The sequence below is a fragment of the Streptomyces sp. NPDC050535 genome (assembly GCF_044457665.1).
In the GTDB taxonomy this organism is placed as follows: domain Bacteria; phylum Actinomycetota; class Actinomycetes; order Streptomycetales; family Streptomycetaceae; genus Streptomyces.
Genome location: NZ_JBITHE010000004.1, coordinates 148999 through 171704 on the forward strand (window position 1 = coordinate 148999; position 22706 = coordinate 171704).

22 protein-coding genes and 2 riboswitches are annotated in these 22706 nt (G+C 70.2%); of the genes, 10 read left to right on the forward strand and 12 right to left on the reverse strand.

The features are described from left to right. Positions 1-13 precede the first annotated feature (13 nt). Together ACIBLC_RS11445 and ACIBLC_RS11450 are read right to left on the reverse strand one after the other, a co-directional pair. Positions 14-1261: an LLM class flavin-dependent oxidoreductase gene (locus ACIBLC_RS11445; RefSeq protein WP_399210599.1), complete on the reverse strand. Its 1248-nt coding sequence runs from the start codon at positions 1259-1261 to the stop codon at positions 14-16. Positions 1262-1336: 75 nt separating this feature from the next. Next, the gene (locus ACIBLC_RS11450; protein ID WP_399210600.1) at positions 1337-1462 is read right to left on the reverse strand and encodes a putative leader peptide; all 126 of its coding nucleotides are present in this window, start codon (positions 1460-1462) and stop codon (positions 1337-1339) included. A 39-nt stretch (positions 1463-1501) separates the two neighbouring features. Then, positions 1502-1614: riboswitch (SAM riboswitch) on the reverse strand. 295 nt (positions 1615-1909) lie between these two features. Continuing rightward, a riboswitch (SAM riboswitch) is annotated at positions 1910-2055 on the forward strand. Between the two features lie 36 nt (positions 2056-2091). Between ACIBLC_RS11450 and ACIBLC_RS11455 the strand changes: the two genes are divergently transcribed. After that, entirely contained in the window at positions 2092-2157 is a 66-nt protein-coding gene (locus tag ACIBLC_RS11455) for a putative leader peptide (protein WP_353962418.1), read from the forward strand. 92 nt (positions 2158-2249) lie between these two features. After that, positions 2250-3023 (forward strand): glutathione S-transferase family protein, encoded by a 774-nt coding sequence (locus ACIBLC_RS11460; RefSeq protein ID WP_399210601.1) that lies wholly within the window; start codon positions 2250-2252, stop codon positions 3021-3023. Positions 3024-3044: 21 nt separating this feature from the next. Here the strand turns inward: ACIBLC_RS11460 and ACIBLC_RS11465 are convergent, their stop codons facing one another. Further along, entirely contained in the window at positions 3045-3746 is a 702-nt protein-coding gene (locus ACIBLC_RS11465) for a peptidoglycan-binding protein (protein ID WP_399210602.1), read from the reverse strand. 320 nt (positions 3747-4066) lie between these two features. On the opposite strand from ACIBLC_RS11465, the gene ACIBLC_RS11470 reads away from it, so the two are divergent. Together ACIBLC_RS11470 and ACIBLC_RS11475 are read left to right on the forward strand one after the other, a co-directional pair. Continuing rightward, a complete protein-coding gene (locus ACIBLC_RS11470) occupies positions 4067-6529 on the forward strand; it encodes a SpoIIE family protein phosphatase (RefSeq protein WP_399210604.1) in 2463 nt (820 codons plus the stop codon). Positions 6530-6887: 358 nt separating this feature from the next. Next, entirely contained in the window at positions 6888-7283 is a 396-nt protein-coding gene (locus ACIBLC_RS11475; protein WP_399210606.1) for a luciferase family protein, read from the forward strand. A 10-nt stretch (positions 7284-7293) separates the two neighbouring features. Here the strand turns inward: ACIBLC_RS11475 and ACIBLC_RS11480 are convergent, their stop codons facing one another. Together ACIBLC_RS11480 and ACIBLC_RS11485 are read right to left on the reverse strand one after the other, a co-directional pair. Continuing rightward, positions 7294-8016, reverse strand: a complete 723-nt coding sequence (locus ACIBLC_RS11480) for a transporter substrate-binding domain-containing protein (RefSeq protein ID WP_399210607.1) — start codon at positions 8014-8016, stop codon at positions 7294-7296. A gap of 204 nt (positions 8017-8220) precedes the next feature. Further along, positions 8221-9165 (reverse strand): hypothetical protein, encoded by a 945-nt coding sequence (locus tag ACIBLC_RS11485; protein WP_399210608.1) that lies wholly within the window; start codon positions 9163-9165, stop codon positions 8221-8223. A 450-nt stretch (positions 9166-9615) separates the two neighbouring features. Here ACIBLC_RS11485 and ACIBLC_RS11490 point away from each other — a divergent pair, with 450 nt between their 5' ends. After that, positions 9616-10284, forward strand: coding sequence for a TetR family transcriptional regulator (locus ACIBLC_RS11490; protein ID WP_399210948.1), 669 nt, complete (start codon positions 9616-9618; stop codon positions 10282-10284). A 115-nt stretch (positions 10285-10399) separates the two neighbouring features. Further along, positions 10400-10786, forward strand: a complete 387-nt coding sequence (locus tag ACIBLC_RS11495; protein WP_399210609.1) for a Zn-ribbon domain-containing OB-fold protein — start codon at positions 10400-10402, stop codon at positions 10784-10786. A gap of 167 nt (positions 10787-10953) precedes the next feature. On the opposite strand, the gene ACIBLC_RS11500 is transcribed toward ACIBLC_RS11495, so the two are convergent. From ACIBLC_RS11500 to ACIBLC_RS11510, 3 genes are all read right to left on the reverse strand, one after another. Next, positions 10954-11784 carry a pectate lyase gene (locus ACIBLC_RS11500; RefSeq protein ID WP_399210610.1) on the reverse strand — a complete coding sequence of 277 codons (831 nt, stop codon included), beginning with the start codon at positions 11782-11784 and terminating at the stop codon, positions 10954-10956. A gap of 27 nt (positions 11785-11811) precedes the next feature. Beyond that, positions 11812-12786 (reverse strand): polysaccharide lyase family 1 protein, encoded by a 975-nt coding sequence (locus ACIBLC_RS11505; protein ID WP_399210611.1) that lies wholly within the window; start codon positions 12784-12786, stop codon positions 11812-11814. 269 nt (positions 12787-13055) lie between these two features. Beyond that, positions 13056-14639: a sigma-70 family RNA polymerase sigma factor gene (locus ACIBLC_RS11510; protein WP_399210612.1), complete on the reverse strand. Its 1584-nt coding sequence runs from the start codon at positions 14637-14639 to the stop codon at positions 13056-13058. Positions 14640-14840: 201 nt separating this feature from the next. Between ACIBLC_RS11510 and ACIBLC_RS11515 the strand changes: the two genes are divergently transcribed. Then, complete coding sequence (locus ACIBLC_RS11515) at positions 14841-15527, forward strand: hypothetical protein (RefSeq protein WP_399210613.1); 687 nt, start codon at positions 14841-14843, stop codon at positions 15525-15527. Positions 15528-15570: 43 nt separating this feature from the next. Here the strand turns inward: ACIBLC_RS11515 and ACIBLC_RS11520 are convergent, their stop codons facing one another. Beyond that, positions 15571-15957 (reverse strand): PPOX class F420-dependent oxidoreductase, encoded by a 387-nt coding sequence (locus ACIBLC_RS11520; protein ID WP_399210614.1) that lies wholly within the window; start codon positions 15955-15957, stop codon positions 15571-15573. A gap of 55 nt (positions 15958-16012) precedes the next feature. Continuing rightward, positions 16013-16684 carry an HAD family acid phosphatase gene (locus ACIBLC_RS11525; protein WP_399210615.1) on the reverse strand — a complete coding sequence of 224 codons (672 nt, stop codon included), beginning with the start codon at positions 16682-16684 and terminating at the stop codon, positions 16013-16015. A gap of 228 nt (positions 16685-16912) precedes the next feature. Between ACIBLC_RS11525 and ACIBLC_RS11530 the strand changes: the two genes are divergently transcribed. Further along, a complete protein-coding gene (locus ACIBLC_RS11530; protein ID WP_399210616.1) occupies positions 16913-18259 on the forward strand; it encodes an NAD(P)/FAD-dependent oxidoreductase in 1347 nt (448 codons plus the stop codon). Between the two features lie 128 nt (positions 18260-18387). Next, positions 18388-19767 carry a S1 family peptidase gene (locus ACIBLC_RS11535; RefSeq protein WP_399210617.1) on the forward strand — a complete coding sequence of 460 codons (1380 nt, stop codon included), beginning with the start codon at positions 18388-18390 and terminating at the stop codon, positions 19765-19767. 68 nt (positions 19768-19835) lie between these two features. Here the strand turns inward: ACIBLC_RS11535 and ACIBLC_RS11540 are convergent, their stop codons facing one another. Both ACIBLC_RS11540 and ACIBLC_RS11545 read right to left on the reverse strand, forming a co-directional pair. After that, positions 19836-20024, reverse strand: a complete 189-nt coding sequence (locus tag ACIBLC_RS11540; protein WP_399210618.1) for a hypothetical protein — start codon at positions 20022-20024, stop codon at positions 19836-19838. Between the two features lie 71 nt (positions 20025-20095). Next, positions 20096-21256, reverse strand: coding sequence for an ROK family protein (locus ACIBLC_RS11545; RefSeq protein WP_399210949.1), 1161 nt, complete (start codon positions 21254-21256; stop codon positions 20096-20098). A gap of 225 nt (positions 21257-21481) precedes the next feature. Between ACIBLC_RS11545 and ACIBLC_RS11550 the strand changes: the two genes are divergently transcribed. Further along, the gene (locus tag ACIBLC_RS11550; protein ID WP_399210619.1) at positions 21482-22681 is read left to right on the forward strand and encodes a Gfo/Idh/MocA family protein; all 1200 of its coding nucleotides are present in this window, start codon (positions 21482-21484) and stop codon (positions 22679-22681) included. Positions 22682-22706: the final 25 nt, after the last annotated feature.

A 22706-nucleotide genomic window follows, 5' to 3' on the forward strand; every position in this document is an offset into this window, starting at 1 on the left:
GGGTCCCTCCGGCTCAGACGTGGGCGGCGTAGCGGTTGGCGGGGCGGGCGAGTCCGAGCAGCCCGCGCAGGGTGTCGGCCTCGTAGGAGTGCCGGAAGGCGTCGCGGCGTTGGAGTTCGGGGACCAGGCCCCGGGTGATCGCCGGCAGGTCGTGGCCGGCGACGGCGGGGCGCAGCCGGAAGCCGGTCAGCCCGGTCTGCTGCAACTCCTGCAGCAGATCGGCCAGTTGTACGGGAGTGCCGGTGAACACCCGCGCGTCGCTCGTGTACGGGTAGCCGGCGAGGGTGTCGAGGCGCTCCCGGCGGGCTGCCGCGGCGGCGGGGTCGTTGTCGAGGAACACCACCAGGTCCCCGAAGAGGTGCAACGGCTCCTCGGCGCGTCCGGCAGCCGCCTGTTCGGCGCGGACGGCGGTGATGACGGCGCGTGCCTGCCCGGCGTCGTGCGGAGTCACGTATCCGATGTCGGCGCTGCGGCCGAGGAGCCGGAACGGCGCGCCTGTCCCGGACTCGTGGGCCAGTGCGGTGACCAGGGGTTGCCCCTGTGGCGGACGGGGCGTGATCGAGGGGCCCTTGACGCTGAAGTGCTTGCCCTCGAAGTCGATGTAGTGCAGTTTGTCGCGGTCGACGAAGCGGCCGGTGGTGACGTCCCGGATCTCCGCGTCGTCCTCCCAGCTGTCCCACAGCCGGCGTACCGCCTCGACGTAGTCGGCGGTTTCGTCGAAGAGGTCGACGATCAACTCCCGTAGCGCGGGGGTCTCCAGGTCCTCGACGTGGAGTTTCGGGAACGAACGGCGTCCGAAGTGCGCGGCCTCGTTCTGCCGTGCCGACGCCTGTACGCGCAGCCCCGCCCGGCCGGTGCTCACGTAGTCGAGGGTGGCGATGGCCTTGGAGGTGTGGAAGGGCTCCGTGTGGGTGGTGACCACGGTCGGCACCAGCCCGATGTGGCTGGTCAACGGCGCTACGCGGGCGGCGATGAGAACGGCGTCGAGCCGGCCGCGTACCTGGTCGGTGCGTGCGTCCGGCTCGCTGAGGCGTGCGGACTGGGGGCCGAGTCCGTCCTCGATGGTCACGAAGTCGAGCAGACCGCGCTCGGCCTCGGTGATCAGGTCGGTCCAGTACGAGGCGGTGAACAGGTCGTCGGGACGGGCCACGGGCTCGCGCCAGGCGGCCGGATGCCAGCCCGCGCCGTCGAGGGCGACGGCCAGGTGCAGTTCGGCGGATGAAGGAGAGGGGGACGAGGGCAACAAAGGTGACGAGGACACGGAAAAGGTGCCTTCCTGATCGACCGTACGAGATCGCCGGGCCCCGGTGCGGAGGTGCGGCGGCTGGGTGACGGGTCAGGGACGACAGAGCGCGCCGGCCACGCGCTGGAGGTCGATGTGCGGCCGGGTGTACAGGTGCACGCGACGGCGCGGGGCGAGAACCATGACACGGAGGAGAAGCACGGCCTGCACGTCGGTCACCTCCGCCCTTCCGGCTCGGCGGGCCCTGGGGCCGCGTCGGCATCGCGCTTGCGGAACCCGGTCGGGTGCCACCTGGTCGTCACCTGGAGCACCCCGCCGCGGAGGAGGGTTGCCGGTCAGCAAGCCAGGGCTTGACGCTGACGCTCATAACCTGCTGTGGACGTTACGGGAGGCCACAGCGGTGCGCAATGCCCGGAGATCATGCCCGTTCTCACATCGCCGCGTGTCCTCGACAGCGACAACCACCGGGCCGCACGATCTGTTCCGCGTGACATCTCCGGCCGGAGACAGGCCTGTTCCGCATCGCGTGTCCGGCCTGTTCCGCATCGGTGTCCGGCCCGTTCCACCTCACATGTCCGGCCGGAGACAGACCGGGTGACCACCTGATGAGACTGCGGCGGAGGCCTTCTTGACGGCCTCACGGAGCGCGCCGACACTGTCGGGGACGGTCACGATTGTCAGCGCCCTTCGGGCAGGTTCTCCCTGTCCGTGAGGTCATCGGCCCCGGCTTGCTGGCAGGCAACCCTTCCACCGCGACGGGGTGCCCCGGGTGACGACCGGGTTCCGCCGGTGCGGCGGGACAAGCGTGGTCTCGCGTCTCGCGAGCCCCGAGTGTGGAACCGGTGGGAATGACCAAGAGCGGTTTGACGAGGCGCCTGCACATCGATCTGTTGCGTGTCTCCAGCGCCTACTGATCCGAGTGATCCGGACCGGTACGTAGCGCAGTCACTCCGTTCCGCCGCGGTGCCCACAAGGTGGCCGTGGCCTCCTCGCCCCATGGAGAGTCATGTCCGAGACAATCTCGCACGCCTCAAACACCGGTACCTCCTGTACCCCGACTTCGTGCGTTCCCGGCTCACTTGACGCGATCCCCCACCCCCGGATCACCGCCGCGCCGTCCGCACGCCCGCACCGCTTCCGCAGCCGCATCGGAGTCGGTCTCGCCGGTGGCTTCTATCCGGCGCCGCACCGCTACGAGCTGTATCTGTCGACGCGCTGTCCCCTCTCGCTGCGTGTCTCGATCACTCTCGGCCTGCTGGGTCTCAGGGACTCGGTCGCCACCACGCTGCTGGCGCTCCCCGGCGACACCCCTGCCGCGTTCGCCGCACTGCGCAGGGTGTACGAGGCCACCTGGCACCACTACGACGGTCCGCTGACCGCGCCCGCGCTGTGCGACCGGTGGAGCGGACGCGTCGTCAGCAACCACACGCCCGACATTCTGCGCGACCTCGGTGACCTCCTCACCGAGCGCGCCGGATCCTGCCACTCCCCGCTCCGCCCGTCGGAACCGGCCGCGGACACGGACGCCCTGCGTGACCTCCTCGACCGCGAGGTGACACCGACCACGCCACCGGCGCGGCGGTCTGCGGCACTTGATCTACTGAACCGCCAACTCGCCTCCGGTCCCTACGTGTTGGGCAAGGAACTGACCGCCGCGGATGTGGACCTCTGGGTCGCCCTCGTCCAGCTCGAGGCGACCGAGGACCTGTCCGCGTACGCGCTCCTCCAGGACTACGTACGACGCCTCGACGCCCACCCGGCGTTCCACCGGAACCTGTGACCGGCCGAGGGCCGGAAACCCTCACGTGCGGGATTCCAGGGCAGCCCGGGTGTCGTTGCCGTAGACGCCCGTCTCGTCGCCCCGGATCCCGTACCAGAGCTGGAAGCGGGCCACCGCGGCGGTGAGTGTCGGGTCGTAGGTGCCGCTCGTGCCACCGCTCTCGTAGACGTCCGGGATGTCGAGGAGCCGTTGCTGGAGGTCCGTCACGTCGGGGCCGCTGTCGCCCTCCCGGAGGGTTCCTTCGCCGTCCGGGTCGGCGGCGCGGGAGGGGGCCTGGGCGACGGGTGCCGTGGCGGACGGGACGGCGGCGGACGGCGGTCCGTCGTCGCCGTCGCCGTCGTCGTCGCCCGGGAGCAGCAGCGCCAGGGCGAATCCGGCCAGCGCGGCCGCCGCCACCGCGACGACGACCGTGGCCTGGCGTCGTCCCGTGGAGTGCGCGCGCTCCTTGCGTGGGGCACGCGCCGGTGGTGCCACGGCCTTCGGCGCCCCGCCGGCGGTGTAGTCCTCGCCGGCCAGGACGGGCGGCAACTCCTCCGTCTCGGTCTCCCGCGTCGGCGTCAATCTGATCGACTCATAGCTTTCGTGCGAGTCCGCGCTCTGCTGATCCTCGCGGAACTCCCTCAGCAGTTCAGCGAGGGCCTCGGTTCGGCGGCGGCGCTGGACATACGTGGGTTCCAGCGCCGGGCGGCGCGCAGGTTGCTCGCGTTCGGGCGGTGTCGACACACTGCTCTCCTTCCGTGCGCGCGGTCTCCCGCCATTCCCGTGGAGAGATACGGAGGCAGCGGCACGGGAGTTCAGCCGATGGCCTTACCTCGCCTGAAGCTCCGCCGGGGGCGCCTGTAGCCCCGCCGGACGACAAGCGGCGGACATGCGGCGAACGAACACGGAGAGTCACCAATGGAGAGTCCGTGAATTCGCCGAAAGCCCTACGAAAGTCACGCCCGACCCACCGTGCGTCTCACTAAAGCCCGCGCGACAGTCATACAACGTGAAGAATGGGTGCGAGGGGGTAGGACCACCTTCGGAGAGCGGAGAGGGTCGCGGTGGGTGCGAGCAAGGAACGGGACGCAGCGGCCCGGCAGCGCTTCGACATGGCTGACGCCGTGCCACTACTGCTCGATGCCCGTAGGGCGGTGACCAGCTGGACCGCGGACGCCGAACGGCTGCTGGGGTACACCCCGGGAGAGGTGCTCGGACGGCCCGCCGCCGACCTGCTGATCGCCGAGGACGCGGCACGGGTCCCGGAGCTGGCCGAGCGGTGCCGTGGTGACGGCGGCTGGGCCGGCCTGCTCACCGCGCTGCACCGGGACGGGCACCCCCTGAAGCTGATGGTGCGGGTCGTCCCCCTGCGGGCGGACGGCGGCCCGGCACGCTGGGTGGTGCTGCTCGCCGAGCTGGCCGACGGGCCGGGCTGGGACATGAGCCGCTCGGTGCTGGAGCGGATCACCTCGCGTTCCCCGGTGGGCATGGCGATCCTGGACACGGATCTGCGGTACGTGTGGTCGAACGCCGCGCTGGAGCAGTTCGGCGGCGGCCGGTCCACCCAACGCCTGGGACGGAGACTCGCCGATGTGCAGCCGGGCCTCGACACCGAGCTGATCGAGGCACAGATGCGTCAGGTGCTGGAGAGCGGCGAGCCGGTGGTCGCGTACGAGCACGTGGGCCGCCTGCGCTCCGCGCCCCACCGCGAGACGTCCCACGCCATGTCGTTCATCCGCCTGGAGGACGACCAGGGCCACCCGATCGGCGTGTACTACACGGTCGTCGACATCGGCGAGTCCTACCGCGCCCGTCGGCGGCTCGCCCTGCTCGACCGGGCCGGCGAGCACATCGGCCGCAGCCTGGACGTCATGCAGACCGCGCAGGAGCTGGCCGATGTCGCCGTGCCCGGGCTGGCCGACTTCGTGGCCGTGGACCTGCTGGAGTCCGTGCTCAGGGGAGGCGAGCCCGCGCCAGGTCCACGGAGCGACGCGGAGACGGTACGGCTGCGGCGCGCCGGGCAACGGTCGGAACAGGGCGGTACCCCGGAGACCGCCTTCGGGATCGGCGATGTGGTGACCTACGGGGCGGGCTCTCCCCCGATCAGGTGTCTGACCGACGCCGAGTCCTGGCGCGAGGAGCGGCTGGACCCCCTGACCAGGGAGTGGACCACAGGAACCCCCGGCGGCCGGGCCGCCTCCTTCCTCGAGCTCGGGCTGCACAGCGTGATGATCGTGCCCGTCCAGGCCCGCGGCGTCACCCTGGGCATCACCACGTTCTTCCGGCGCAGCCGCCAGGATCCCTTCGACGAGGACGATCTGAGCCTGGCCGAGGAGTTCGTCGGCCGGGCCGCCCTGTGTGTCGACAACGCCCGCCGCTACACCCGCGAGCGCGACGCGGCCCTGATCCTCCAGCGCAACCTTCTCCCCCACCGCTTTCCCGACCAGGAAGCGGTGGAGGTCGCCGCCTGCTACCGGCCCGCGGACGAGCTGACCGGTCTCGCCGGCGACTGGTACGACGTGATTCCGCTGTCCGGGGCGCGGGTGGCCCTGGTGGTGGGTGAGGTGGCCGGCCACGGTATCGACGGCGCGGCGGCCATGGGACGGCTGCGGTCGGCCGTGCAGACCCTCGCCGATCTGGACCTGCCGCCCGAGGAGGTGCTGGCCCACCTCGATGACGTGGTCAGCCGTTCAGCCCGGGAGGAGGGCACCGGCGCCGACGACCGTACGAGTGGCATGCAGGCGGTCGGCGCGAGCTGTCTGTACGCGGTGTACGACCCGGTGAACGGGCACTGCGCCATGGCGAGCGCGGGCCACCCCGCACCCGCGATCGTCACTCCCGACGGCACCGTCACGTTCGCCGACCTCCCCTGCGGTCCCGCGCTGGGCGTGGGCGGCCTGCCCTTCGAGTCCGTCGATCTGGACCTCGCGGAAGGGAGTGTGCTCGCGCTGCACACCGACGGTCTCATCGCGACACCCCGTACCGGACGCGACCCGGAGGCCGGCAGGGAGCGGCTGCGCCACGCGCTCGAGGCGCACGGCCAGGAGCTGGACGGGCTGTGCCGCCGGATCGTGGACGAGCTCGTACCGACGCGTCCGTACGACGATGTGGCGCTGCTGATGGCCCGGACCCGTCGGCTGGGGGCCGGGCAGGTCGCGACCTGGGACCTGCCCATCGACCCGGCCGTCGTCGCCGAGGCCCGCAAGTCGACCTCCCAGCAGCTCCACACCTGGGGTCTGGACGAGCTGGCCTTCACCACCGAGCTGGTCGTGAGCGAACTCGTCACCAACGCCATCCGGCACGCCTCCGGCCCGATCCGGCTGCGGCTGATCACCGACCAGGCGCTGATCTGCGAGGTCTTCGACGGCGGCGCGACAGCCCCGCACCTGCGCCACCCCAAGACGACCGACGAGGGGGGCCGCGGTCTGTTCCTGATCTCCCAGTTCACCCAGCGCTGGGGCACCCGCTACACCGCCGAAGGGAAGATCATCTGGGCGGAGCAGTCCCTCACGGAGCCGACGGCCTGACGGACGCGGACGAGGAGCCGATCCGCCGAACGGCCCCCACGCGAACCTGCCGGTTCAATAGTCGCGGAACTCGGGCGACCGGTTGAGAATCCGCGGGCGCAGCGAGGTGAACCGTCTCGCTTGCTGGTTCGGATGGTGCGCGGGGATGCGCGGTGGTGCGTCGACGGCGGAGAAAGCATGACATGCGGCATCCGGGCCACCCAGAGTCGCGTCACAGGTAACGCGAGACATACCGCTTCCCGAACAGCACCCCGCTCGCTCGAATTCCGAAGCGGTACACGGACATTCGGTCAATAACCACCGGTTACGCCCTTCCCACATCCTGGTGGCCAGCCGGTGAGCGGGTCATGATGTAGCCATGACGTTGGCCCTGCGCGCCCTGACGCGACTGGCGAGTTGGCCGGACCTGGCCGAGGCCCCGCCGAACTGCGGTACGGGGCGGGCGCTGCGCTCGGAGCAAAGCGAGATCGTCCACCTCCATACGGAACAAGACGTCGACCTTCACCTCACAGTCCCAGCCATCCGGCGTCTCGAGACCTATTTGAGGGACGAGACCGCGGTCCGTGTGGTGCCCGGTTCGGACTGGGTGACGATGCGTCTCGAAGTCGACTCGGACATCGACCTCCTGCTGACCCTGGTCAGCGCCGCTCTCCACGCCCACCGGACTCAACCGGCTCCGGCCGACACCCCGTCCCCGGGGTGCAATGAGCACCGGGGCATGGCACTTCCGCGCAACGGTTTCGGCGGCAACTGAGAAGAGCCCATTACCGGGGCGGGGCGACCAGGGTGTCCGACTGGTGCGCGCGACGCAGGGCCTCGGCGATGAACCCGTCGGCCTTCAGCTCCTCGACGAGGTCACGCAGGAACTGGACGGTCTCGGGCCGTCGGCTGGGCGTCGTCCCCACGGCCTGCCGGATCTGCATGAACCGGCCCTCGACCAGCCGGAGTTCGGCATGCGCCGCGACGTACTCGGTCAGCGGCTGGCGGATTCCGGCCACGACCTCGATGCCCTGGGCGAGGAGGGCGTCGAACCCCTCCTCACTCCGGACCAGGCTCGCGTGCTCAAGCGTGCGGGAGAGGAAGAGGTCGTAGGCGGACCCGCTCTGCACACCGACGCGTACGCCCGCACGGTCGACGTCGGCGACCGTGGCGAGGTCCGAGTCGCGGGGCACGGCGTACACGCCGTCGATCACGACGTACGGCTCGGTGAAGGCGACCTCGGCCGCCCGTACGGGCTCGATCGCAAGGAAGCACAGGTCGGCCCGGCCCGTCGTCATCGCCTCGAACGACTTGCGTGCCGCGTCGAAGCAGACGAACTCCACCGGCACGTCCAGCCGAGCGCCGACCTCACGCGCGATGTCGACGGTCACGCCGGTCGGCGCGGTCGGTGTGCCCTGGGCCAGCACCGGATTGCCCAGGTTGATCGACGCGCGCAGCACACGCTGAGGCGCCAGGTCCTTGGCGAGGTCGGCGGTCGTGATCGTCATGGGCGGAGTTTAGGACACGGCTCCTGAGCTCGGTCACCGGCCCACTCGGCGAGGTCACCGGCTCGGCGACGAGCGGGGTCAACGCCTGCCGCAGCAAGCTCGGTTGCAGGAGTTGAGGGGCTGGCAAGCGGGCGGCCCCGGCACTCACCTTCGCGGTGAGTGCCGGGGCCTTTCATCGCCGTCGGGGTCCGACGGCGCCGGGCGTCAGGAGTGGGTACCCGTGGCGCGTCGGCGACGGGTGGCGACGGTGATCGCGGCGCCGGCCGCCAGGAGGGCCCCCGCTCCGGCGGCGATCGGCAGGGTGTTGCCGCCGCCGGTCTCCGCGAGGTCACCGGGAGCCGTGGATCCGCCGCCGTTGGGCGACGGGGCGGCGGGCGTGGTGGACTCGGACTCCGACGGGGTCGCCGGCGTGGTCGACTCGGCGGGCTCCGGCTCGGTCGGAGTGGCGGGCGTAGAGGCTGGCGGCGTAGAGGCGGGAGGGGTCGAGGCAGGCGGCGTCGAAGCCGGGGGCGTCGTCTCCGGGGTGGTCGGTGGCTGCGTGGTGCAGTCCTTCGTGCCGCCGTTCCAGGCCGCGATCAGCTTGTCCTTGATGACCGGACGGTCCGGGCCCTTGGGCAGGTCACCGTGCTCGAAGCCGTCGTTCGCGTCGTGGAGACCGTCGAACTTGACCGCGCCACGGTAGAGGTCGATCTGCGCGAAGCAGCCGACGTCGGGAACGGAGATGTCCAGGGAGTCGGTGGCGCCCGGCTTGACCGTGACCGTGTCGAAGTCGTGGAAGACCTGCTCGCCGGAGGTGTTGAAGGTGGCGCCGTGGGCGCGGTACGCGGCGAGCGAGGCGGTGCAGGTGGTGGCGTCACCGGCGGTGCGGACCTTGATGTGGACCTTGCCGTCGTCGGTGGGCTTGAGGGTCTGGTCGTCGACCCGGACCGAGTCGTAGAAGCTCGTCCCGTCCAGGGAGAACTGGCAACGGTCGGTCTCGGTCTTCGTGCCGGCGCCCTTCCCGGGTGTGTAGTCGCCGCCGGACTTCTCCCAGCCGTCGCCGCCGGGGGTGCCGTGGGCCCAGGCACCGGTCGTCGACGCCGAGAGGGCGAGCGCCACCGCGCCCGTCCCCAGCAGGCAGCGGAGGGTGACACGTCTCGCTATGGACATGCAGATCCCATCATGATGTTGCGGGACCCGGTCGACGGCAGCACGGCAGCGCGAAGCAGCCGGGGGCCGCACCGGGGGTGAGTGGTCGAAGAATCACTGGGCGCACTGGTCAAATGGGCCACAGTTCGACCACATAGTCGATCAGTGCGTGGAAGCTGTCAACCTCGTTGAATACACGAGGACTTCACACCTCGTCGCATCTGGGACACATGAGGAATTACCGAGTCCGCAGCTGTGCCACGTGCGACCGCCATGCCACTGCCTGTCACCTCAGGACGCCCGGCAGCAGCAGACCTTGAGGCGGGAGGGCGCCGCACCAAAGGGAACGCACTCAGTTCCCTCCTCGATGAGCACTGAGTGCCACCCTTCCGCTTCGATGCTAGTTTCCCGTCCATGAACGACGGATCAGTGCCCCGCGAGACCCCGGAGTCGGCGACCGCGAAACCGCCCATGCGGGACGCCCTGGTCACGGCGGCCTTCCAGCTCTTCCTCGAGCGCGGCTACGAGCAGACCACGGTCGACGACATCGTGTCGCTCGCGGGGGTCGGCCGACGGTCCTTCTTCCGCTACTTCCCGTCCAAGGAGGACGTGGTCTTCCCGGACCACGAACGGTGCCTGGCCGACATGACCGCCTTCCTGAGCGACGGGACCGACGAGGACGACCCACTGGAGCGAGTGTGCGACGCCGTACGGCTCGTACTGCGCATGTACGCCGAGAACCCGGCGTTCTCCGTGCAGCGTTACCGCCTCACCAAGAAGGTGCCCGGCCTGCGCGCGTACGAGCTGTCGGTCGTCTGGCGCTACGAGCGGGCCATGGCCGAGTACCTCCAGCGGCGTTTCGCGGGCCGGCCCGACGGCACCCTGCGAGCCGACGTCGCGGCGGCGGCGGTGGCCGCGGCGCACAACAACGCCCTGCGGACCTGGCTGCGCGCGGACGGACGGGGCGACGCGACCGCGGCGGTGGATCACGCGCTCGGATACGTGCAGACCACGTTCGGCGATCCGGCGGACACCGGGGCCGGGGAGGAGCAGGAGGACGTGGTGGTCGTCATCTCCCGGCGCGGGGCGCCGATGTGGCGAGTCGTGCGGGAGATCGAGTCCACGCTCGGGCAGAACTGACCACACGCGAGGGTACCGAGTACCTTTACGAGTGACACTCAGTGCCATACGCTGTGGCTCGTGCCGGGCGGGCCCGCGCACCGCATGTTCCGGCCGAGCACAGGGAGACGACTTCGTGTACCTCACCGCCGTCGGCGTCGACTCGGCGCCCATCGAGGCTCCGGCCGCCAACGCCCTCCTCTTCCAGCGCTGCCACTGGTGCGGCACCGCGATGTTCCACCGCCTCCTGTGCCCGGTGTGCGCGGGCAGCGACCTGCGAACGGAAGCGAGTACGGGGGCGGGAGTCGTGCGCCATTCCACCGTGGTCCACCGCAACACCCCGGCGGCGCGCAACGTCTCCCTCATCGAGATGTCGGAGGGATTCACCGTCCAGGGCAGGGTGATGGGCCCGCCCGCCGGCATCCTCCGAGGGGACCGCGTCCAACTCGCCACCGCCCAGGACGCGGTACGCCGGCAGCCGGTGTTCCAGATCGTCGACGGCCCCTACCGCGCCTGGAGTTGACGGACTCGACGCCCGGTCGGCGACGAGCTGCCGCCGCTCCAGTCGCACGTGCGGCATCCCGGGGTCCCCTCGCCGACCCGTTCGGCGATCCCGGCCGGACAGTCCCGGGCGCCCGGGCGAACCGCCATGCGTGACCGGTTCGCCCGGGCGCCGGGCAGGGTTGAGCGTCAGCTGTAGGTGACGTCGGACGTGGCGTAGCGGCAGTACGTGCTGTCGGGGCCGGTGCCGTTCGTGGTCGGCTCCGCTCCCGAGTTGTTACCGATGTACTTCTGGCAGGGGATGATCTTCTTGCTGGTGTCCCCGACGATCTTGATGCCCCTCAGGGTCGCACTGTCGCCGTAGTTGGTGTTGATGCCGACGATCCGACTGCCCTTCCAGGACACCTCGATGTTGTTGAGGTTGATCGTCCGCTTGTACTGCGTCGAACAGTTGCCGCACGACCGGATGAAGGTGCCGAAGTTCTTCACCGCGAAGTTGGAGACGTTCAGCGTTCCGGCTCCGTTGAACTGGAACACCTTGTCGCTGGCTTCTTTCGCGCCGCCGCCCGAGACGGTGTAGACGTTGGACGACGAGGAGCCGCGGAACGTAGCCGCGTCCTCGCCGACGTCCTCCCACCAGACGTTCTGGAGCGTGCAGCTGCCCGCGCAGTGGATCCCGTCCGCCGCGGGGGCGCCGATGATGACGTTCTTGAGAACGGTACCGGCGGCCAGTTGGAGGATCGGCCCCTGGTCCTCGTCCTGGCTGCCGCTGCCCAGGTCCCCGGTGCCGTAGAGCCGCACCATCCCGTAGTCCTTGGTGCCGGAGAGCGAGATGGTGGAGGAGACCGCCTGGCTGCCGGTCGCCGACGGCCAGGTGGCGGCGCTCGCCGGAGAGAACGCGCCATTTGCCATGATCATGCCAACCGAGAGGCCGAGTGCGGCGAGCCCGCCGGCCAGCCTGCGCCTGGACTGCCGGCGCGGGCCCGACGCCCGTGCCTTCGACTGTGCTGATGAAGTCATGTCCCGATTCCTTCTTCCGGTGGGGGGTCAGAGTTTCCCGGCGCCCGCACCGGACGTCACCGAGGCGACGACGGTCGAGGCGGGCTCCGCGGTGTAGCCGTAGGGCGGGGTGGTGAAGGTGCCCACCCGCGAGATCTCGGTGGCGGCTCCGCCGAGGTCGTTGCCGCGCAGGTTGGCGTAGCCGTCCACGTCACTGCTGCGGTTCGTCGTCACCGCGATCTTCGTCGTACGGAAGACGTTGTTCTCGACGAGCATCTGGGCGCCCATGCGGGAGTGCACGGCGGTGTCCGCGCCCTCGACGTAGTTGTCGTAGAAGTGGCCGGTGCCGAAGCGGAGGCTCGGTATGCGCGAGTAGACGTTGCTGAAGTGGTTGTGGTGGTACGTGACCTTCAAGTGGCCGGTGTCCTCGCTCGCGTTGTTGTCGCTGTGGCCGACGAGGGAGCCCTTGAAGTGGTCCTTGAAGGTGTTCCAGGACACCGTGACGTTGTCGGAGGCGTGGGTGATGTCGAGCAGGCCGTCGTAGTAGTCCTTGTCGTGGGCGCGGTCCGCCGAGAAGGAGTTGTGGTCGATCCACACCCTCGTCGACTCCTGGACGGTGATCCCGTCGGACGGTGCCAGCGGTTTGCTGATGTTCAGGTTCCGGATGACGACGTTGGTCTCCTCCTTGAGGCGCAGCCCGCCGCCGGTGAACCCGGACGACGAACCGACGCCCAGGACCGTGGTGTTGGAGCCGACGTCGACCTGACCGCTCAGCGTGATCAGGCCGTTGACCCGGACCACCTTGGCCGTGTCGCCGGTGACGGCCGCCTTGAAGGCGTCGAGCGTGGAGACGGTGACGGCGGTGGCGCTCCCGCCACCCGTGGTCCCGGCGCCGAAGCCGACCGGTGACGTCTCGGCGGCTCCCGCGGACTGCGGCAGGACGAGAGCACCGGCGACGGCCACGGCCGCGGCCGATGCCAGGGCCAGTCTGCGAGAACGTGGTCGTGGGGGGCGTGTACGCATGCGGGTGCGTCCCTTCGGTAGTGACCTTTGGTCATGTACGCGAACGACGTACTTCACTCTGAACAGCGCATGATGCGCGGCAACGCCCGTACGGAGACCCTCGGGAACCTGGGGTTTACATCCCCAGGTGGTGCGCCCCGGGATCTGATGTCTCGTATACGAGATGCCATACGCGGGTCATGTCACTGAACGGGAACGTAGAGGGCAAGCGCTTTCTAGTCAACGCTTCGCGCAGAACGCATCCGGCCGACTCGCCGCCGCACCACCCGTCACCAGGGAGCGACGACGACAAAGGATCTGGCGGCGCGATACGCGGCGGTGTCCTCGGCCGGGTCGAGCCACAGCTCCAGGTTGTCGCGATGACGGAGGTACCGGCCCGGATAGTTGTACGACTCGAGGGAGACCGACCCGTCGGCCGCACCGGAGCGGGCACAGAAGGTCGCGTCCTTCTGGAAGATGCCGGATCCGTCGTCGGCGTCGAGACGGATACGGAAGGCGTAGTGGCGCACGTATCTGCCCGTGGCGTCCACGAGCGAGTAACAGCGGGAGTCGGCGAGCCCGGCGACGAACGTGAAGGTGGCGCGTTCCCGGTCGACCGCGGAACTGTTCGAACCGACCGCGAGGAGGGCGCCGAGATCACCGGACTCACCGACGAAGCGGCCGGGAACATCGACCGACCGCAGGGCATGGCGCCCCGAAATCCGTGCCGCCGCGGTCGGTGTGGCCGTGGGGGTCGGTGTCGGTGTCGGTGTCGGTGTCGGTGTCGGTGTCGGTGTCGGTGTCGCCTCGGGCGTCGGCGCCGTCGATACCGACGGCGTGGGCGGTACGGACGACACGGCAACCGGCGCATCGGCCGCGGGCCTGCGCGTGGGCGCCGCCGAGTCCGTGGAGACGTACCAGGCCGCGCCGACGGCCCCGACGAGCACCACCGCACCCACGGTCACCGCGGCCGCCGGCTTGGCCGCAAGGCGTCCGAGCAGCCGGGACACCCGGCCCGCGCCGCCCGGAACATGCGCCCCCGCGGCCGAACCCGCGGGCGGCAGTTCGGCCAGCAGCAGCCCGGCGAGTCCGACCGGCACCGGCACCAGGGCGAGGCCGCCCAACAGTCCTTCCGCCGGTATCAGGTCGGAGGTGTTGAGCAGGCACCGCGGACACTCGCGGACATGGCGGGAGAGCCGCTTGCGCCACCGCGCGGACGGCCGGCCGTCCCACGTGGTCAGTTCCGCGGCGAGATCGGGGCAGCGCGGGGTGGCGGCCAGGGCTCGCAGCACGGACCGCGCGGACTCGAGCCGCTCCCTGACCCGCTGCACACGGACCGCCGCATGCTGCGGCGTGACCTCGCAGGCGGCCGCCAGTTCGGCACGGGTCAGTTCACCGGCGGCCTCCAGCCACCAGAGCGACAGCAGCTCGCGCTCCTCGTCCCCCAGCCAGCGGGTCGCCTCGACCGCCTCCCGGCGCTGTCCCGACAACGCCAGCCGGAGAATCGCCAGATCGGCGAAGTCGGCCCGCGGATCCGCCTCCTGGGCCTCCTCCTCGGGCAGTCCCGTCCGCGGCCTGGACTGTTCACCGCGCCACCGGTCGCGAACCTGTCGTACGGCGATGGCGACCAGCCAGGAACGGAACCGCTCGGGTTCCGCCAGACCCGGCAGCCCGTCCAGCGCCCGCAGCATGGTCTCCTGGACCACGTCGTCGACATCGCTGTGTCCGTCCAGGGCCCGTCCGACGATGTTGTAGACCAGCGGCAGCCAGTCCCCCGCGAGCCGTTCCAGCGCCTGCCGGTCTCCGGCCCGCGCCGCCACGACCATCGCGACGTCCGGCCGTTCCTGCACGTCCTGCGAGCGCACCCGCCCCACCGCCCGATGTTGATGTACGAACAGGTGGCAGTGTGCCAGGGCGCGTTCCGTCGCCGAACAGGACGTCCGGTGTTCCGTGAGCGCGGTCGTTCCGTTTGTGGGTGTTGGGGTGTTCGCCGGATGAGTGGCCCGGGCGTCGATAACGTGCACAGGCCACTGTTCGGGTGAGTGTGCACCACGTGCACGAGGGGGGAATCACATATGGGGAACAAGCGTGTGCCCGAAGTGCTGGGCAGACTCGTTCTCGCGCTGCTCGCGGGAGCCGTTCTCGTCCTGACCGGGCCGGGCTCCGCCCAGGCCACCACGAGTGTCGGAATACCGGCACCCACCGACGGCGGCATCCCGGCGACCGTGAAGTTCTACGGGGCCGTGGTGCCGCAGCCCTACAACCCCGACCCCACCGCCTACTTCGGCGACCGGAAGTGCCTGGTCGTCTACCACGACTACAACGCGACACCGGGCTGCGGCGGCTTCAAGCTCGACGTGATCCTGCACAACGTACGCGACCAGTCCGGCTATCTGGCCGGGCTCAACAGCGTGGGCGGCCGGTTCGCGGCGTACGCCGACATCGCGCGCACCTTCGGCTGTCTGCGGGCGGACGGCACCTTCGACCACGGCACGAGTTTCGTCGTCCGCACCGAGCAACAGCCGCTCCTGGACAACTACTTCTTCACAGACAGCAACTACATCCTGTCCTGGGACCGGAACCACCCCGAGGACGAGGGCCCGAGATTCTACGTCAACTTCGCACCCGTACAGGTGAGTTGCCCCGACGGCATGACCGCGACCCAGTACGGCCTGAAGGTCACCGACGTCAACATCTCCATCGACGACCCGAACGTCTTCGGCACGACGACCTGGAGCACTCCGGGACCGTTCTACGCGTAGGAACGGCGCGAGGGCCCGGCGCTTGCCGGGCCCTCGCGCCGTATCAGGCGGTCGGCGTGATGCGGATCCCGACCGTCCCGCTCGCTCCGCGCCGCAGACGGCTGCCGAAAAGGGTGAGCCGGCCGGTGATCCCGTACTTGCGGGCGAGCAGCCGGCGGTAGCGGGCGGTCTCCGTCGCGTCGAGAATCTCGGCGGTGGCCGGGACCGGGTCACCGGTCGGCCTGCCGCGTACGTCGCAGGGGCCCACCAGGACGTCGGCCCGGTTGCGGATCCGCTTCACCTTCCAGCTGTCCACGACCGTCCAGACGCCGAGCGCTTCACCGTCCCGCACCACCCACACCGGCGTCGCGACTCCGGTGCCGTTCTTGCGGTAGCTGGTGACGAGGAGGTATTTACCCGAACCGAGCGTGTCCAGCGAGGTCTCGTCCATCACAGAAGTCTAGGCGGGAGGCCCGGAAACAGTCAGACCACGAGAACGGTCGGCCTCAGGACAGCTGGCCGTCGTAGTCCGGCAGTTTGTAGGTGCGCTCGGCGTGACCGCCGACGAGGTCCGTGTCGTTGTTGCCGACGTTGGCGACGATCGTGTAGCCCAGGGACTCGATCTCCGCGCGCTTGCCCGTCTTGTACGCGCTGACCTCGGCGAACAGGTCCGGCAGAGCGCGGACGTAGAGGCCGTCGACCGGGTAGCCCGCGGACTTCAGGTTCGACTTCGTCAGGCCGTAGATGATTCCGGGGCGGGCGGTGACGAAGAAGACGGCGGCTCCGCGCGACTTCGCGTACCTGGCGAGCTCGAGGGAGGCCCGGACCGCCGGGGTGGGCAGCTCGTACCAGGGGTGGAAGTCCGTCTCCAGCGTGGTGTTGTCGATGTCGAAGACGAGGGCGAGCTTCTGTCCGTCGGCGTGCGCGGTGCGCTGCTCGACGTAGGGCGTGGCCTGGTCGATGACGGCCTGGACGTCCTGCTGCCATGTGGCGTAGTCGACGTCGGCCTGCGCCGCCGTCACGCTCGCCACCACCTGGGCCGGCGCGACGTCGGCATGCGCCACCACCTGGGCCGGCACGGCGGCGGCTGTCTCCGCGGCGGTGACCGTCCCCCCGATTCCCAGCGCCACGACCACCGAAACAGCGCCGATCCGGCGCCCCACACCGCGTCCTGTCATGCCCGTCCCCTTCTCGCGTCCAAGCGGCGACGGGGCCCCGCCCATCGCCACGCCTGACATGATCACGCCTCATTGTGTACGGCGGGGGAAGCAGCAGTTACCCATCGGTAGAGAATTGTTCGGCCGAGATCTCCGGCCTCCGTCGTGGGGTGGCAGGCGCGCGCGTCCCGTGTGAGCCTGGGCTCGCGGTCGGCGGGCCGCGTCGGCACAGCGAGAGAGGCTGCTCGGATGGACGCACCGAAGATCGTGATCGTCGGAGCCGGATTCGCCGGAGTCGAGACCGCGCGGGGGCTCGAGCGTGCGCTCGCCCCTGCCGACGCCCGGATCACCCTGGTCAGTCCGAACAACTATCAGCTCTACCTGCCACTGCTGCCGCAGGTCGCCGCAGGTGTCATGACCCCCCAGTCGGTGGCGCCCTCTCTGCGCCGGATCCTGCGCCGCACCGAACTGGTGCCGGGCGGCGTGATCGGCGTGGACCCGGCGGCCAAGGTGTGTGTCGTGCACAAGATCACCGGTGAGGTCGTCGACCTGTCGTACGACTATCTGGTACTCACTCCGGGCAGCGTGACCCGGACCTTCGACATCCCCGGCCTCGTGGACGAGGCGCGCGGTATGAAGACGCTGGCCCAGGCCGTCTATCTGCGCGACCACGTGATCGCCCAGCTCGACCTGGCGGCGGCCACGCTGGACGAGGGCGAGCGCGCGGCGCGCCTTCAGTTCGTGGTGGTCGGCGGCGGCTACGCGGGCACGGAGACGGCGGCCTGTCTTCAGCGGCTCACCACCGCCGCGGCCAAGCGGTACCACCCGCGTCTTGACCCTTCCCTGATCAAGTGGCACCTGATCGACCTCGCGCCCAAGCTGCTGCCGGAACTCGGCGACAAGCTGGGCGCGAGTGCGCTGCGCATGCTGAGCGATCGAGGGGTGCGGATCTCCCTGAAAACCTCCGTCGCCTCCGTCGGCGAGGACAAGATCACCCTCACCGACGGCCGGGTACTGCCCTCGCGGACCCTGGTGTGGACGGCCGGTGTCGCGGCGAGCCCGCTCGTGGACTCGCTGGGCGCCGAGACGGTACGGGGCCGGCTCCTCACGGAGGCGGACTTCCGGGTGCCGGGCCTGGACGGGGTGTTCGCGCTGGGCGACGCGGCCGCGGTGCCCGACCTGGCCAAGGGCGACGGCTCGTACTGCGTGCCGACCGCCCAGCACGCCGCCCGGCAGGGCCGCCACGCGGCGAAGACCCTGACGGCGCTGCTGCGCGGGCTGCCCTCCACCCCGTACAGGCACAAGGATCTCGGTCTCGTGGTCGACCTCGGCGGCCACGACGCCGTGTCCAAGCCGCTCGGCATCGGTCTCAAGGGCCTGCCCGCGCAGGTCGTGGCCCGCGGCTATCACCTGTTCGCGCTGCGCACCGGCGCGGCCCGCTTCCGCACCGGCGCCAACTGGCTCCTCAACGCGGTCGCGGGCGACGACTTCGTGCGCACCGGGTTCCTCGCGGACCGCCGGGGAACGCTGCGGGACTTCGAGCACACCGACGTGTATCTGACGCCGGAAGAGGTGGCCGCCCGCACCCGAGTCTGACGGGGAATCACCACGGCGGGGCGAGGCCGTGAACGCGTGGACGCGGGCGCACGTATGAAGGGAGGGCTCTCGACCGGAGCCCCCGGCGGTGGTTGACGCCGGTGGTGTTCGGCTTCGGGAGCCCATGGATGAGGCACGCACGACGACGGATCGTCCAACGGGGGGCGCGGATAGCGGCCGTCGGAGGGCTGCTCTGCGGAGGCCTGATGGTGTCACGGGCGATGGCGAGCGAACCGTCCGACACGTCGCGTGCCACGGAGAGTTCGGCCCAGGCCGCCGCGGACAGAGGCTCGCGGTTGGTCTCCACGCTGGGCGCGTCCCGTACGGCCGGTAGCTGGATCGCCGCCGACGGGCAGCCTGTCGTCGCGGTGACCGACACGGGTGCCGCGGCCGAGGTGAAGAAGGCGGGCGCCCGTCCCAAGGTCGTGGGCCACAGCATGCAGGACCTCAGGTCCGCGACGCAGACGCTGAGTTCGGCGCCCCGCGTGACGGGCACCGCCTGGGCCGTGGACTACGCGAACAACGAGGTCGTGGTGCGGGCCGACAGTACGGTCTCGGCCTCCGACTGGTCGCGGATGACGACTCTGGCCGAGGGCATCGGCGACTCCGTGCGCATGGAGCGGACCGAGGGCGAGTTCACCACCCGGCTGAACGGCGCGGACCCGATGCTCTCGACCGGCGGCCGCTGTTCGGCGGGCTTCAACGTGACCAGCCCGCAGGGCGAGTTCATCCTCACGGCCGGACACTGCGGGCCGGCCGGCTCCCTGTGGTTCGCCGACAACCAGGGCACACAGCAGATCGGACGGACGATCACCACCTCGTTCCCCGGCGACGACTACTCGCTCATCCAGTACGGCAGCGGGCAGACCCCGCCCAAGGAGAACATCGTCGCCATCGGCGGCGGCCGGGGCGTACGGATCACCGGTGTCGCCGATCCGACCGTGGGCCAGCGGGTCTTCCGCAGCGGCAGCACCAGCGGACTCCGCGACGGCCAGGTCACGGCGCTCAACGCGACGGTGAACTACCCGGAGGGCACTGTCTCGGGGCTCGTCGAGACCACCGTGTGCGCCGAACCGGGCGACAGCGGCGGCCCGTTGTTCTCCGAGGGCATCGCGCTCGGTGTGACCTCGGGCGGCAACGGTGACTGCACCTCGGGCGGCACGACGTTCTTCCAGCCGGTCACCACGGCGCTGACGGAGCTGGGGGTGACCATGGTGGGTCAATCGCAGGCCTCCGGCAGCCCCACGGCCGGGGCATCCCCCGCGCCCTCCGCCGCGGCCTCGCAGGGAGCGGCTGTCGCGCCGGGCTCCGCCGCACCGGGCGCCGTCGAGTCGGTCGGCGCCGGTGCCGCCGAGACCCTCATCACACGCCTCACGGATCCCAGGAACATCGGTCCGGGGCTCCTGGTCATCGCGGGAAGTCTCATCGCGCTGGTGGCGACCCGGTACATCCGCTCGGAGCAGGACCGCAGCCGCTATCGGCAGCAGTACTCACAGAGTTGGGGATGAGACTCGGATCACATCGAGAGGCGTCGCGGCGAGCTGGTTCACGGGAGGAGAGGCCGGTGTCCGGCTCGTCACGCGGCCCGGATGGGAGAGTGCGGGGCGGCGTTCGCCCACTCCAGCACCAGCCGTTGGTACTCCCGGCGTTCGTCCATGCTCAGCGTTCCACCGGTCCGGAACCAGAGGGCCCGGATCTCCTCGTTGACCTGGTCGGCGGACCGCTCGGAGGCGGGTTCTGGAGTGGTGGACATGGTGTGAAGCATACGGAGCCTGCCGTGAAGGCGATGTGAGCAAAGGTACGCCGGGCGACATTACGGACCGTGAAGCTCATCACTCACGCCTCGGTCAACCCCAGGACCAGTACCTGGATCGCCAGCACCGCGGCTCCGCGTGCCCAGTCGTGGAAGTCGGACACCTTCGTCTCCAGCTCGACCGGATCGGCGCGCGGATGACGGCCCGCCAGGACGGTCTCCTCGACCCTCGGGCCCGCCACGTCGACGAGCCCGACACCCTCCCCGGCGAGGAGGATCTTCTGCGGCATGGCGAAGTTGGCGATCTGGGCGATCAGGGTGCCGAGGGCGCGGGCCGCCTCGTCGACGACCCGTGAAGCCATGGGTTCACCGGCGGCGGCACCGGCGAGGATCTCCTCGTACGTCAGGTCACGGCCGGTCGCGGCACGGAGCTGGTAGCGGATGCTGGGGATGGTGAGCAGCGAGACGGCGCTGCCACGGTCGCCGTCGGGGGTGAGCGGGCCCTGGGGGTTCACCAGCCAGTGGCGGCCGACGCCCCAGCCGTCCTCGGCGCCGGCGACCCGCTTGCCGCCGAGGACGAGGCCGTAGCCGATTCCGGCACCGATGGTGAGCACGACGAAGCGGTCGAGGCCGCGCCCCGCGCCGAACCAGCTCTCCGCCTCGACCAGGGCGGCGGCGTCGTTCTCGACGACCACCGGCAGCGAGGTGCGTTCCTCCACGAGTCGCGCCAGCGGGACGTCGCTCCAGCCGAGGAAGGCCGACTCACCGACAACGGCACGTTTCTCCACGCTGCCGCCGACACCGATGCCGATACCGGCGAGGCCGGGAAAGTCACGCGCGAACTCGTCCGTGATCTCCCGCAGCAGGTCGGCGGCCCGGTCCGGGTCGTGGGTGGCGAGGGGGCGGTCGCACCGGGCGACGATCTCGCTCCTGAGCGTGGTGACGACGCCGTAGACCCGGTCCCCGGTGATCTTGAATCCGGCGAAGAAGCGGGACTCGGCGACGATGTCCAGCGGCTGGGAGGGACGCCCCTGCCGGGTTTCGAGGGGTACGGAGTCCTCGGCCGACTCGATCAGCAGACCCGACTCGATCAGCGGTTTGGTCAGTCGGGTGAGGCTGCCGGCCGAGAGGTTCAGCCGGCGCGCGATCTCGCTGCGGGACAGCGGACCGTGGACGAGCACCTCGATCGCCACCGCGCGTTCGCCCGGGCTCAGCGGCAGCCAGCCGTCGGCAGGTGCAGGCATGGTCATGGACGTCGGACTCCCCAGGATTATCTTTCGCCCTGAAAGTAATGGCGCCAGAATGCGTCAGAATAAACCGTGGCCCTTGGTCCGGTAAAGATCTGTGCGGGAGTCTTGACGCCAGGATTCTTCCGGGCCAAAAGTAAGTAGTCCGGGATGAGCCCTGATCAATCTCGTTCTCGGCCAGTGAAGCCGTCGAGCAAGCGACCAGTGAAGGGTGTCACCCGCATGACGTTCTCCCTCGGCATCGTCGGAGCCGGGCAGTTCTCGGGCCAGTTCGCCAGGCTGTTCCTCGCCCATCCCGGCGTGGGCGATGTGTATGTGACCGACCTGCTGCCCGAGCGGGCGGAGCGGCTGGCGGCCGACGAACGGCTGTCGGGCACCTTCCCCTCGTACGAGGCGATGCTGGAGTCGAAGGACGTGGACGCCGTCGCGGTCTTCACCCAGCGCTGGACCCACGGGCCGCTGGTGCTCCAGGGACTGAACGCCGGGAAGCACGTGTACTCGGCGGTGCCCATGGCGGTCACCGCGGAGGAGATCGCGGCGATCATCGACAGGGTGCGGGCGACCGGACTGACGTACATGATGGGCGAGACCAGCCAGTACAACCCGGCGACGGTGCACGCCCGCAACCAGATCGCCGACGGCGCCTTCGGCCGGATCTTCTACGCCGAGGGCGACTACGTCCACGACATGGATCTCGGGTTCTACGACGCCTACCAGTACAGCGGAGGCGAGAACTGGAAGGCGACCGCCAGCTATCCCCCGCTCCTGTACCCGACGCACTCGGTGGGCGGGGTGCTCGGGGCGTGGCGGACGCACGCGGTGAGCGTGTCCGCGATCGGGGTGCGCGACGAACGCGGCGACGGTGTGTTCGACAAGGAGATCAGCCAGTTCGGGAACGACTTCTCCAACGCGACCGCCCTGTTCGAGGTCGCCGGCGGCGGCTCGTTCCGTACGAACGAGTTCCGGCGGGTCGGCTATCCCTCGCACATCAGGGAGTCGCGTTTCCGGTTCTTCGGCACGGACGCGAGCATGGAGCAGCTCGCCACGGTGGCCCTGTGGCAGGACAAGAAGGGCGTGCAGGACATCACCGAACTCCTGGAGCCGAAGACAACGTTGGCACCCGGCGATCCCTCGCTCCAGCACATCGCGCCCGCACTGCGGGCCGCCTTCACGTCCGGGTCGGCGCCGGTGCACGACCGGGCGCGGCTGCCCCGGGAGTTCGACCACCTGCACAACGGTCACGAAGGCAGCCACCACTTCCTGGCGGACGACTTCGTGACCGCGGTGAACACCCGGAGCCTGCCGTCGGTGAACGCGTGGACCGCCGCCCGCTACACCCTGCCGGGCATCGTCGCGCACGACTCGGCGCGGCAGGGTGGGGTCAGGCTGGAGATCCCGGACTTCGGGGACGCTCCTGCGTGACCCGCGGCCGGTGGCGGGCCGGGTG

What these genes read in the sequence shown, in the direction of transcription:
- ACIBLC_RS11460 (WP_399210601.1), top strand. Translation starts at nt 2,250, where the DNA reads ATGTCCGAGACAATCTCGCACGCCTCAAACACCGGTACCTCCTGTACC.
- ACIBLC_RS11475 (WP_399210606.1), top strand. Translation starts at nt 6,888, where the DNA reads ATGACGTTGGCCCTGCGCGCCCTGACGCGACTGGCGAGTTGGCCGGAC.
- ACIBLC_RS11480 (WP_399210607.1), bottom strand. Translation starts at nt 8,016, where the DNA reads ATGACGATCACGACCGCCGACCTCGCCAAGGACCTGGCGCCTCAGCGT.
- ACIBLC_RS11485 (WP_399210608.1), bottom strand. Translation starts at nt 9,165, where the DNA reads ATGTCCATAGCGAGACGTGTCACCCTCCGCTGCCTGCTGGGGACGGGC.
- ACIBLC_RS11490 (WP_399210948.1), top strand. Translation starts at nt 9,616, where the DNA reads ATGCGGGACGCCCTGGTCACGGCGGCCTTCCAGCTCTTCCTCGAGCGC.
- ACIBLC_RS11500 (WP_399210610.1), bottom strand. Translation starts at nt 11,784, where the DNA reads ATGACTTCATCAGCACAGTCGAAGGCACGGGCGTCGGGCCCGCGCCGG.
- ACIBLC_RS11505 (WP_399210611.1), bottom strand. Translation starts at nt 12,786, where the DNA reads ATGCGTACACGCCCCCCACGACCACGTTCTCGCAGACTGGCCCTGGCA.
- ACIBLC_RS11515 (WP_399210613.1), top strand. Translation starts at nt 14,841, where the DNA reads ATGGGGAACAAGCGTGTGCCCGAAGTGCTGGGCAGACTCGTTCTCGCG.
- ACIBLC_RS11520 (WP_399210614.1), bottom strand. Translation starts at nt 15,957, where the DNA reads ATGGACGAGACCTCGCTGGACACGCTCGGTTCGGGTAAATACCTCCTC.
- ACIBLC_RS11525 (WP_399210615.1), bottom strand. Translation starts at nt 16,684, where the DNA reads ATGACAGGACGCGGTGTGGGGCGCCGGATCGGCGCTGTTTCGGTGGTC.
- ACIBLC_RS11530 (WP_399210616.1), top strand. Translation starts at nt 16,913, where the DNA reads ATGGACGCACCGAAGATCGTGATCGTCGGAGCCGGATTCGCCGGAGTC.
- ACIBLC_RS11535 (WP_399210617.1), top strand. Translation starts at nt 18,388, where the DNA reads ATGAGGCACGCACGACGACGGATCGTCCAACGGGGGGCGCGGATAGCG.
- ACIBLC_RS11540 (WP_399210618.1), bottom strand. Translation starts at nt 20,024, where the DNA reads ATGCTTCACACCATGTCCACCACTCCAGAACCCGCCTCCGAGCGGTCC.
- ACIBLC_RS11545 (WP_399210949.1), bottom strand. Translation starts at nt 21,256, where the DNA reads ATGCCTGCACCTGCCGACGGCTGGCTGCCGCTGAGCCCGGGCGAACGC.
- ACIBLC_RS11550 (WP_399210619.1), top strand. Translation starts at nt 21,482, where the DNA reads ATGACGTTCTCCCTCGGCATCGTCGGAGCCGGGCAGTTCTCGGGCCAG.